The sequence below is a fragment of the Anaerovibrio sp. RM50 genome, from assembly GCF_000622005.1.
In the GTDB taxonomy this organism is placed as follows: domain Bacteria; phylum Bacillota; class Negativicutes; order Selenomonadales; family Selenomonadaceae; genus Anaerovibrio.
In genome coordinates this window covers 269,371-282,301 of sequence record NZ_KK211383.1, presented here as the reverse complement: position 1 = coordinate 282,301, position 12,931 = coordinate 269,371, and the positions used below count along the sequence as shown (strand labels likewise).

Below are 12,931 nucleotides of genomic sequence, written 5' to 3'. Positions count from 1 at the left end.
GATGCTGATATGGCTAAGGAAATGACCAACTACACCAAGAACAACGTTCTGCTCCAGGCTGCACAGTCCATGCTGTCTCAGGCTAACCAGAGCAGCTCCAATGTACTCAGCTTACTCCAGTAATTGGATAGTAGGATTGCAAATTAAACACAACCATTTTGGGTCGGTCTTCGGACCGGCCCTTTTTTCTTGCTAATCAATAAAAAATATTAAAAAGTTAAAAATTTTGCTTAAGTAATTCTACCCCGCCCCCGATATTATTGTCAGATAGATGAAAATGAGCCAAGCAAATAAAATATTAGAGCTCATTAAGTAAAATACAGGCAAGGACGCCTGAAATGTTTAAAGATCAAGGAGGAATTTATTATGGCTATGGTAGTAAAAAACAACATGTCCGCAATTAACACCCTGAACACTCTGAACAAGAACACTAACGCTCTGAAGAAGAGTCTGGAAAAAGTTTCTTCCGGTATGAAGATAAACAGCGCAGCTGATGATGCTTCCGGTTATGCTATTTCCGAGAGAATGCGTGTTCAGATCCGTTCCTTGGATCAGGCAAATCAGAATGCTCAGAACGGCGGTTCTATGATGAAGGTTGCTGAAGGTGCTGTAAGCTCCACTGTTGAAATCCTGAAGACTCTGAAGGAAAAGGCAGTTAACGCAGCAAACGACACCAACACTGATTCCGACCGCGCTACTATCCAGAAGGAGCTTGACCAGTCCATTGACCAGATCAATGACAATGCAAACGTTACCTTCAATGGCCAGTATCTGGTAGATGGTTCCCACAACAAGAAGACCACCCAGACCACCACTGCAATGACAAACCAGAGCCTGTCCACTGAGACTGCAACTGGTACTGCATTGACAGCCCTGAAGGCTCGTAATGGTGATGACCTGAACATTCACAGCACCGATACCGTAACTGTATCCTATGTAAAGGATGGCAAGACTTATACTTCTTCCATGCAGGTAGGTACTGGTACTACTTTGGCAGGTGCTATTTCCACCTTGACCTCCGGCAATATAACAGCTTCCGGTTCCAGCTCCCGTATTGGTGTTGATGGTTCCAGCAATGTTGTTTACACAGCTTCCGGTCAGAGTGCCGTTACCATTAACTCCGTATCCGGTGGTATTGATGGTCAGATTGCCGGCTTCACCATGTACATTACCGACAACAAGGGTAATGTAAACAAGTCCGCTAATGCTTCCTTGGATGCATTTGACGAGTCTATCCGCGCCCAGAACAAGTCTGAGGACAACTCCATCGTTCTCCAGATTGGTACCAAGGCAGCCCAGTCCATCAATGTTGGTCTTACTGACATGAAGGCAACTGCTCTGGGTCTCCAGGGTAAGGATGGTTCCACCTTGTCTGTAGGCAACCAGGAGAAGGCCAATGCAGCTATTAACGCTCTTGATGCAGCTATTCAGAAGGCTCTGGATCAGCAGACCACCATCGGTGCAGCTGAATCCCGTCTCGAGTACACTCAGGCTAACCTGACCACTGCAAGTGAGAACGTAACCAGTGCAGAGTCCGTAATCCGTGATGCTGATATGGCTAAGGAAATGACCAACTACACCAAGAACAACGTTCTGCTCCAGGCTGCACAGTCCATGCTGTCTCAGGCTAACCAGAGCAGTTCCAACGTACTCAGCTTACTCCAGTAATTGGACAGTAGCGTTTAAAGCAAAACATAACCATAATCTTGGACCGCTCCCCGGAGCGGTCCTTTTTTATCTGTTCATTTTTTCTTCAACACCCTTTAGAAAATCACCATTAATTCCGATGTATTGTATGAAATGTGTTTTAAGCTTTATTATTATAGGATAACCATGCTTTAGGTGGTGAGACTAAATGGTGATTACAAGTAATGTTTCAGCCAATATGATTCTGGGACATTTAAATATAAATGTAAAAAATAAATCAAAGGCCACCCAGCAGCTGGCATTGGCGGAAAAGATATGCAATGCGGGAGATGATGCTTCCACCTATGCTATATCTGAGAAAATGCGGGTATCCATCCGTGCCTTGAATCAGGCAGATGCCAATGTGCAGAATGGTGCTTCCATGCTGAAGGTGGCAGAGGGAGCCATTCAAAGTCAGATAAATCTCCTTCGCACTGTCAAGGAGCGGGTTATTAATGCCCACAATGATACCAATACTGATGCTGACAGGCTGATTATTCAAAAGGAAATTACAAATTACTATAATGAGATAAATGATATTGCCGCGGAAACTACCTTTAATGGCAAGCATCTTTTATTGGGGACCAAGGTTCAGGAATCGGTTAAAAGCTGGTATAAACTGGATCATGCAGAGACACTGGAGGACAGTGATAGCTTGGGAATTATTTCCGGCAGCATTGCCACCCTGGACGGGCAGACAGGTCCTTTTAATATCTTCGGGGCCTCCACCGATGAGGTGCCAAATGATGGTTATAATGTAAAAACAATAAGTGCCACTGCTGTTCCAGGATATGATACAGCTGCCACAACTACAGCAACCAAGTCTAATCTTCACGGTGGTACGCCAAATGACCCTAATAAGTTGGTTATTGATTTGGGCGATGATACTATCCGTGACACATTGTATGATACTTCTTTTAAGGTAATATATCCTGATGGCGAAGAAACCTTTGTCATTTCAAATTACAGTGGCCAGCAATATCGAGGAATTAGTAGCAGTAATATAATTGATGGTCACCTGCAATCAGTTAGTCAGATTGCCGCAATAATAGCAAACAGATTGCAAAACATTATGCATGTGTCTTATAGCAGTTCAACCACTGGAGCAAGGGTTATTGAGCTTACTACGGTTGATACAGGCACTAAGACAAATGATATAAGCAAGTATAATGCGTATGGAGTTGCTCTGGCAGGTGGCGATGGCTATACTGCTACAAGAGCCTTGCCATCAACCATGTTCACCAATAAACAGGTGGGTAAGAATGGTCTTACAGCCCACTGGGACTGGAATTTGTCATCTTATAATACCACCAGCTCCAGCACTACAGAAAGCTTTATTTCCCAGCTGGTGGGGAAGGGCTTTTCCCATAGTGGGCTTGGTACCACCTATGAATTTGTTGATTCTGGCAAATCCCCAACCATTGACAGCGTTTCCAAGCTGGATGGGGCCAACGTTATTGATTTGAATGCTGTAAGAAACGCTGTAAGCGGTGGCCAGACCTTGGCGGAGGCCTTTGCTAATTTGGTGGCTTCCCGTATGGGGTCTGTGGCAGAGGTTGTGAAAAACAGTTCAAATCAGGTAACTGGTATTAAAATCAATGCCACAGTTCCCGGTGATGAAGGTAATAACCAGTACATTTCCTTCAAACAGGGAGATTTGCGGGATTATACTATTGATTTTTCCTCAGTGTTTAGCTCTCAGGGGGCCGGGGGACTGGATGGAAAGGGCTTCAGATTTTATGATGCCTCAAATCCAAATAAGTGGGTGAATGTTCTCTTTGTGGATGGTGTTAATCCAAATGATGATGACCGTCCTGCCAGTGGCACCGGTGATTTGGATATTTCCACATTTGTGGTAGATGTATCCGATGTGACCAGTTTAAAATCCCTTATTTCAACTATTTACAAGGGTGATGGGGATAAAAATCCAGAGGGACTTAATGATTTCTTAAGTCGTACTGGTCAAAATTTCCAGATAGCAGCGGATTATGATAATGGGACCATTACTATTTATGATACCCGTCGCTATCACGTGCTGGATACTGACCCACATGCGGCCCAGGGTGCCAAGATTGCCGATGGAATAATGGACAATGTGGTTGAAGATTATCGCTATGTATATGCCAATGATTTGGTTATTCAGCATACGGACAAATCCTCTGCCAATATTCATGTTATTATTCCTCAGACCACCATGGACCACATATTTGGCTACAAAATAGGGGCCGGATCCCTGGATGATTACAGCGTACTTACCTCGGAAAAGAGAGAAATGCTTTTGGGCTGGGATACACCAACCAAGGTCAGGGGAGCTTTGGACAAGGGACTGCAGTATCTGATTGATGCCAATACCCTTATTGGTGCCCAGATCAATCACATGGAAAATGCGGATGCCAATTTGGTAACGGTTATTGAGAATACTACAGCTGCCGAATCTGTGATGCGGGATGCCGATATGTCCAGGAGTGCCATGGATTGGGCCAAGTACAATATTTTGTCCCAGGCAACTACGGCGATGCTTAGTCAATTTAATCACAACTCGTCGGATGTACTTGGCTTGTTGCAGTAATAAAAAGCTGAGGTTAGGGGTATGTTTGACGTGAAGATTTCCGCAGTGTATATTGCCAAGAATGAGGCACACAATATAGCTCGTTCACTGGATTCTATCAGGGTTTCAGTGGACGAGCTTGTTTTGGTTGATACAGGATCTGCCGATGAGACAGTTAAGATTTTTGAGTCTTATGGGGGAAAGGTGTATCATGAAAAATGGGCAGATGATTTTTCTGCTCCCCGTAATATTGCTTTGTCAAAGGCAACGGGGGACTGGATTATCATATTGGATGCAGATGAATCATTTTCCATGGAAACTCGGCAGAATATTAGGGCTGTGCTGGCCCAGGCCTCTGCTGAAACCAATGGCCTGCTGATAAATATGATTAACTATGACAAGGATACGGGAAAGGCTCTGGATGAATTTTACGCCCTGAGGATTGTGCGTAACATACCAGGTCTTAACTATAAGGGCAGAATCCATGAAATGATGTATATAGGTGAAGACTATTTCCATGGATGGCAACGGGTTAGCCCTAAGCTTTTGACCATTGATCATACAGGCTATACCGCCAGTATTTCCCTGGAAAAGAATCAGCGCAACATTCGTCTCATGGAGGCGGCTATTAGAGATGGGGAGCCGGCGGAGCGGTATTATACCAACCTTTTTGAGTCCTATTCGGCCCTTGGGAATATGGAAAGGGCATTGTACTACGCCCAGATGGATGTGGCCCGGGGCAGGCAGTCCATAACATACGCCAGCCGCAGCTATCGGGGCTTGATAAGCTATTATGCCAAGGATACCAGTTCAGAGGGTCGCTTAAAGCATCTTCAATGGGTAGAAAAGGCCGTGAAAGACTTTCCGGAGCTGCCGGATTTTCACGCTGAATACAGTGAATGTCTGTATAGGCAAGGAAGATACAGGGAGGCCAAAAGGGAAATAGAGTTGGCCCTGTCCCTGTGCGAAAATTATGATGGCTTGGAGCCATGTCTATTAACACCGGAGATGAAACCATTAATGGAACAGCGGAAACGGGAAATAACCAGACTGGCCGAAAAACAGTCCAAAATAACCATATCGGCCTGTGCCATAGTAAAAAACGAGGAAAATAATATTTATGGCTGGCTGGAAAATGTCAGTGTATTTGCTGATGAAATAATTATAAATGATACGGGTTCTGAGGACAGAACCAAAGAATTTATTGCTAAGTTCAGTGAGGAAAATCCTGATTTGGCCATGGTACTTATTGAGTCCCAGTGGCAGGATGATTTTTCCTTTGCCAAAAATCAATGTCTGGCTGAAGCCACCGGCGACTGGATAGTCTTTACCGATGCAGATGAGACCTTTGTGACACCGGAAAAAGTGCGAAGTGTTATTGGGGAGCAAATAAATGGCAATACCCAGGTTATTATGGTGCCAATGGCCAATGTGGACAGGGACGATAACAACAATATAATAAACACCTTTAGTGTGCCCCGAATTTTTCGCCGTGAAGAAGGACTTTGCTATGAGGGGCGTATCCATGAGATGATTACCATAGGCGGCCGGAGACCGGATAATCTGGCCACAGTTTGGGCTGATAAACGGCTGTTTATGGAGCACACGGGATATTCCACCGGAATTAATGAGAGCAAGGCTCAAAGAAATCTTACTCTATTACTGAAGGATATTGAGGACGGTCAGGATATTGAAAAGCTTTACCAGTATTTGGCAGAAAGCTATTATGCTTTGGGCAACTATGCAGAAGCCCTGAACAAGGCCTTGCTGGCTATCCAGTCAGCCTATCAGCCTATGGGACATCAGGGGGATATGTATTGGCTGGCCCTGAATGCCATGGAGAAGCTGGATTATTCCCCTGAAGACAAAATGGCCATTGTTGAAGGCGGCATCCGACTTTTGCCTGAGCTGCCGGATTTTTACGCTCGCAAAGGTTCGGTTCAAATGGAAGCCGGAAACTATCACGAAGCAATAAAGTCCTTTAATATGGCTTGGGCTAAAATGGCAAAATACGACGAGGAAGCTGTACATACCAATGCCAGCAACCTCAGATCCATATTGCATCTGCTTTTTGCGGATTGGGGCCGATGCCTGTACAGAACCGGCTATAGTGACATGGCTGAGGAAAAATATCGTGAAGCCCTTAAAATAAAACCTTGGACTGAAACAGCTCTTTGTGGCTGGGCAGATATTTACCAGGGACGTACAGCTAAAGACTTTATTGCTTCCCTTGAGGCGATATACGCTGATATTGAAAATAGCCGGGAGTTATTGGCTGATATTTATGCAGTAAACGGTTTTCCTGAGTTGGCCGGGTATTTTTCTAAAGTGAAAAAATGTTCACTAATTAATGATAAAGACTACAGTGAAATTTATAACAAATCAATGAAGGAAATGGCAGAGATTCTCCCTGCCTTATTTGTGTGTTTGCTGGAAAAATATAATGAGGAATATGTAAAATTATTGCCGGATAATCTTAAAATACTGGTGAACTACTTACATGGAAAACCAGTTGCTGGTGAAATAAAGGAGTGCTTCGCAGACTATAGCTCCTTTATGAAGGCAGTGATGGATTTTGGCACTCAGGAGCTTTTGGTGAAATATCTGGGGTTCTTGGATTATTTTGCCACCGATGAGGAAAAAAGAGAAAAGCAACTGTTAGAGGTGGCTGGCCTGCTCCAGAAGAATCATCGGGAAAAAGAGGCCTTGGAGCTTTACCAGCTGTTGCCGGAAGGTTCATCCAAGGCGGATAGTGTTTACTATCAAAATGTGGGCTTCTGCTTGTTCAGGGAAAAAGAGTATGCCAAGGCCTTGGAATACTTCCAGCGGGCAGAGCAAAGTGAGATAGTAAAGTCCTATATCATCTGGTGCCGGGAGGCGATGGAAAATGGCAATTAAAATATCTGCTTGTACCATAACAAAAAATGAAGAGAAAAATTTGCCCAGCTGGCTTAAATGCATGCAGGAGGTGGCAGACGAAATAATTGTGGTGGACACAGGCTCCACCGATGCCACTGTGGATATTGCCCAAAAGGCAGTAGGCAAGGTATATCATTTTAAGTGGATAAATGACTTTGCGGCTGCAAAAAATTATGCCATTGAGCAGGCCACCGGTGACTGGATTTTATTTTTCGATGCAGATGAGACACTTACCACGGCTTCCCGCAAGGTGCTGCGTCAGGAGCTGGAAAAGTTTCATAAGGATAAGCAGACAGGCTGCTTGCTGGTCCGCATGCTGGATGTGGATACGGATAATGACAACAGGGTTTTTAATACGGGGATGCTGCCCCGTATTTTTCGCCATACACCTTACATAAGATATTCCGGGGCTATTCATGAACAGGTTACTAACAGCAAGGGTAACCTTAAAATGATTTATGCGGAAAATTTGGAATTTATTCATACTGGTTATTCCCGCAGCATAGTAAAATTAAAGACTGAGCGCAATTTGCCAATAATGCTGTCAGAATTGGAGAAGGCCACCACTGACAAGGACCGTCGTCGTCTCTACCCATATCTTATGGATGCCTATAATACTTTGGGCGACCATGAGAAGGTTCTTTATTATGCCCGGGAATGTATTTCCAATGGTCACAGGATGGTGGGGGCACCGGGACATTTTTACGAAATAATGTCCATGTCCATGTATAATGCAGGAAAATCTTCTGATGAGATACTGGAAACCTTGGAGGAAGCAGAAAAAGCCTTTCCTGATGATCCATTCTTTCATTTCGTAAGATCCATGGTTATGGAACGGGATGGAGATCTGATAGGTTCGGAAAAGGCGGCAATTCAGGGGTTGAAGCTGCGGCAGGTAATAGAAGAAAAGATAGCCCGGGGCAGCGGCGAGCCGGATACCGCACGGGGCTTCGTTCCTTACGTTTATGAACGGCTGGGGAAATTTAGCGCGTTAAAGCATGATTATAAGAAAGCTGCCGATTATTTTTTGCTGGCCCTGAAATACCATAAAAAACAAACAGATGCTTTGCAGGGGCTGTGTCGTATTTTGGCCGGCGTTGATGATGTGGAGCTGATACAGCTGTTAAATTCCGTTTATGACCGGGAAGATGGGGACTATTTGGTTCGTTCCTTAATGGGCCTGGCCAGCAATGGGGTTTTGGCCTATTATGGCAAGACTGTAACAGACTTTAAGGAAGCTTATGTATTTATGGCAGGAGGCCGTTATGACAGCGGAGCTGTCAAGCTGGGGCGACGATTTAAGCAATTGGCCCAGCTGGGGGTATTGAGTGCCCATAATATGGAAAAATACCCGAATGATGGGTATTTGGACGTCCTTTTGGGCAGGGAATATAAGGAAAAACTGCTGAATAGTAATTCCAGTGTTGGTGCTGTATTGAATAGGTTAAAGGATTATCGTGTAAGATCTGAACTGGATAAAATTAGTTTTCCCACAGATAAAATGCCACTGGTCAGCATAATGATTCCCACCTATAATAGGCCGGAGCTTTTTGAACGGACCCTTATGAGTGCCATAAATCAAAAATATCCAAATGTGGAAATATTGGTAAATGACAACAGTACCAATGATGAAACCCAGACTTTGATGGAAAAATACAGAGGAATAGTAAATCTTCATTATTTTCGCAATAAAGAAGCTAGGACCAAGGCTGAAAATTTTGCTCCTTTTGAAAAACAGTCCAAGGGTCAATATCTCCAGTGGTGTATGGATGATGATCTGCTGGGGGCAGATAAGCTATCAAAAATGGTTCCGGTTCTGCGGGATAATCCGAAGATAAGCCTGGTAACCTCTTTGCGGGGAATAATCGACGAGCATGATGAGCCAACGGAACAGGAGAAGGTTATTTCTTTACCTATACCTGAAGGGGAAGATTATGGGTATTATTACGGGGAGGATTTGGCCGGGCAAATGTTGCTCACCTCAAAAAATCTCCTTGGTGAACCATCTGCTGTGCTGTTCCGTCGGCAGGATTTGCACCATCACTACTGGCAGGCGGAAGCCAAGGGGTATAAGACTATTTCTGACGTGGCCATGTGGTGTGAGCTTTTGGAGAAAGGTCACTGCATAGTGTTTAAGAATCCTCTCAGCTATTACCGCCGTCACGGTGAACAGGAGGGGCAGCGGGGGGAAATTATCTTGCTGAGCCGTCTGGAATGGATGCAGCTCATTACTTCCTACTACGAGCAGAGAATATTTATTAAAGACGGGGAAAGTTACCAAAAGGCCCTGATGGTGCTATATAATGAATACAAGAACAGCTTCCGCAATAACGAATATTTGCAGCAGGCAGAAAATTTTGCGGCCTACCAGGAAGCAATGGAATTAATTACAAGGTTGGTATAAGGGTATGAATATAAAACAGGGGCAGTCCTTAATGGACAAGGTATACAATCTGCTTGATGAGGGGAAACATCAGGAGGCGGACACCTTAGCTATTAAACTGGCTAAGGAGGCAGAGAAAAAAGGGTGGCAGAAGCTGCTGAGCAATGCTCTGGAAATGCGTTTGGCTATTGCCATCGAGCATAATGAGCTGGAGCATGCCCAGATATTGGCGGATAAATTGGCTAAACAACCAACTACGGCTTATGGACTTTTCCTTCAGGCCCGGCTTTTGATGCAGCAGAAGAAAAATCGCCAGGCCTTGGCAATGGGACGGGAGGCTTACGAATACGCCCAGAGTCACGTTGCTTTTACTCCTAAAGTTATGTTTGAAAAGATTTGTAACCTTTTGGCAAAGCTTCTCAGCAATTATGGTGAAACTGCGGAGTCTCTGGACTATTATTGGAAATCAGTGGAGGCGGCTGATACCTTACAGTTAAAAGCTCTGGAATATAGCAACTATTTATATACCCTCCATTTTCTTCATAATGAACCACAGGAATATTTTAAGGCCCATGTTGGCTATAATGAGTTATTTAATGATATTCCAAGATATGACCATAGGGAAAAATACCAACTGGAAGCAATAGAGAGAAGACCAGTGGGGAAAATCCGCATAGGATATATTTCCCCTGATTTGCGCTATCATGTGGTGCTTCGTTTCTGCTGGGTAATGCTGGCAAACTACGATAAGGAGCATTTTGAGGTCTATTGCTATCACAATAATCCAAATGAGGATAAATATAGTGAAGAAATTAAGACCATGACTGATAATTGGTGCAATATCAGTGGCATGAGTGCTAAAGATGCGGCAGAGGTTATTTACAAGGATAAAATAGATATACTGGTGGACCTGGCGGGGCATACATCAAATAATCCCCTGATGGTTCTGGCCTATAAGCCGGCACCGGTGCAAATCAGCGGCATAGGTTATTTTGCCACCACCGGATTAAAGACGGTGGATTATTTTATTTCAGATAAATATTTGGCTTCGGAAAAGGAATGTTTTGTGGAGGATATTATCACTCTGGATCATTCCCATTTTTGTTATGCTCCTTTGGGAGAGCTGCCGACAACAGGGGAAGCTCCTTGTGTAAAAAATGGCTATATTACCTTTGGGAGCTTTAATCATGTCCGTAAGGTCAATGATGAGGTGATGAAGCTGTGGGCAGATATTTTAAAGGCAGTGCCGAAATCTCATCTTATCCTTAAATGCTCAGTTTTTGATGATGAATACGGCTATGAGCTTTTTGTCGGGAGATTGCAAAAATTCGGTGTGGATATCGAGTCTGAGGAGTGGAAGAATCGCATTGAGCTTCGGGGCTTTTCCTGGGATTATTTAGAGGAATATGGGGATATAGATATTGCTCTGGATACGTTCCCATATCCTGGTGGTGGCACCACCTGTGATGCTCTTTATATGGGGGTGCCGGTTATTACTTTTAGTGGCAACAGTCACGGAGAACGGTTCGGAAGGAGCCTGCTTTCCAATATTGGGTTATCGGAATTTGTAGTTGACAGCAAGCAGGCTTATTTCGATTTGGCTGTGGCTTTGGCCGGGGCTGGGGAAATAATAAATAATCTCCATATTGGATTGCGTAATATGATGGAAAAATCTCCGTTGATGGACCGAAGGCTGTATATGGAGGAGCTGGAATCGGCATATTGTAAAGTGTGGGCTGAATATGTGGCAAAGTTGCCAGATGTGGAGAGCCCATCCGTTAAAGAGGCCCTGAATTATAGCTTTGACTGCTATAAGGCTGAGGATTATGAGAAGGCCGAAGCGTGGTGCCGTCAGGTCATCAAAGGAGACATAGAGAAAAAGTATTTGGTGGAAGCCACCAGTCTCCTAAGTGATATTTTGCAGGGAAAACTGGACTTTGTCGGTGCCCTGGAGGAAAGTAAGCATGCCCTGGATTTGCTTGCTTTGGAGAATGACATGGGGACCAAGGAATTTCAGCGACGGCTGTGGACCAATTATGCCTCCCGAAGCTATAAAATGGGCTTTGTGGATGAAGCAGTGGAGGCCTATGAAGAGGCAGCCAAGTTTGTGGATAATATTTATGGCAAGCTCAATTTAAAGGGTTCAGCTCTTTTGGCTTTTTTGTGCCGTTGTGAAGATGGGGAGGCAGTAAAGGAAAAGCTGAAGGAAATAGAAAGATTGATGGTAGAGATAGGTGGTTCCCAGAGAGAGACCTTGTCTCATGAAGATAGAAAAAATAAAATTCACCTTGCCTATATATCTCCGGATTTTCGTCAGCACGTAATGTTTTCCTTTTATTACACCATGCTCCATGGTTATGACAGGGATAAATTTAAAGTCACATGTATAAGTTTAACAGAGAAGCCTGACGGCTTTACAGAGCATCTAAAGACCTTGGTGGATAATTGGATAGATGCCCCTGAAGCTTCATGGCCTAATTTGTCAAAACAGCTTAAGAAGGAAAATATAGATATATTGGTGGATTTGGCCGGACACAGCGCAGATAATGGCTTGCCGGTATTTTATGATGGAGTTGCCAAGGTGCAGATTTCCGGCCTGGGATGGATGGAAAGCACAGGACTTGGTTGCGTTGATTCTCTTATTACTGATAAATATATTGACCCGGATTTAAAGAACATAACGGAAAGGCCCCTGTATCTTACATCCCAGTTCTGTTATACGGGACGTAATGACGTGGCTGTTCCTAAAGGTACACCATGCAAAGAAAAGGGCTATGTGACTTTTGGCGTGTTTAATCATTATTGCAAATGGACAGATGAAATGCTGTTGGCCTGGAAGGAAATATTGGAAAAGGTGCCTGATTCAAGATTATTGTTAAAGTGCCAGATTCTGGTAAGTCAATCGGCACGGGATTTGGTGTTGGATAGGCTTAATAAGCTGGGATTGGATACGGGCAGAATTATTTTGGAGCCGGCTACTAATACTTATATGAATCGATATTTGGATGTGGATATTGCCTTGGACACCTATCCTTATCCGGGTGGTGGCACCACCTGTGATGCCCTTTACATGGGAGTACCCGTAGTCAGCAGATATGGAGAAAGGCGTGGCTCCCGTTTTGGATTGAGTATTTTAAATAATACAGGGCTGGGTGAACTGGCTGTTTCCAATGTGAGGGATTACATTGACAGAGCTGTGGGCTTGGCCGGTGATGTGGAGCTTCTGGATGTACTCCATAAAAATCTGCGGAGCATGATGCAATCCCACCCTATAATGGACAGCAAAAAATATATAAATGAGCTGGAGGAAGCATATATATCCATTTTTGCAGGAAAATAATGTTTTTAGTAGAAATGTATATGGTAGCTAGAATAAATGCCTTCCCCTTTGGGGA

Annotated in this window: 6 protein-coding genes; all 6 read left to right on the top strand. The window is 44.1% G+C overall.

The genetic code is table 11. The features are described 5' to 3' along the window. Positions 1–123: flagellin (locus tag T525_RS16820; protein ID WP_255346652.1), on the top strand; the 123-nt coding region annotated here is incomplete at its 5' end. Between the two features lie 243 nt (positions 124–366). Continuing rightward, a complete protein-coding gene (locus T525_RS0112595; protein ID WP_027407465.1) occupies positions 367–1,668 on the top strand; it encodes a flagellin in 1,302 nt (433 codons plus the stop codon). A gap of 187 nt (positions 1,669–1,855) precedes the next feature. Further along, complete coding sequence (locus T525_RS15775; protein ID WP_051533599.1) at positions 1,856–4,255, top strand: flagellin; 2,400 nt, start codon at positions 1,856–1,858, stop codon at positions 4,253–4,255. 21 nt (positions 4,256–4,276) lie between these two features. Next, positions 4,277–7,132, top strand: a complete 2,856-nt coding sequence (locus T525_RS0112580) for a glycosyltransferase (protein WP_027407464.1) — start codon at positions 4,277–4,279, stop codon at positions 7,130–7,132. Next, positions 7,122–9,557: a glycosyltransferase gene (locus T525_RS15255; RefSeq protein ID WP_051533598.1), complete on the top strand. Its 2,436-nt coding sequence runs from the start codon at positions 7,122–7,124 to the stop codon at positions 9,555–9,557. Before T525_RS0112580 ends, T525_RS15255 begins: the two co-directional genes overlap by 11 nt. 31 nt (positions 9,558–9,588) lie before the next feature. After that, positions 9,589–12,876: a hypothetical protein gene (locus tag T525_RS15250; RefSeq protein WP_051533597.1), complete on the top strand. Its 3,288-nt coding sequence runs from the start codon at positions 9,589–9,591 to the stop codon at positions 12,874–12,876. Positions 12,877–12,931: the final 55 nt, after the last annotated feature.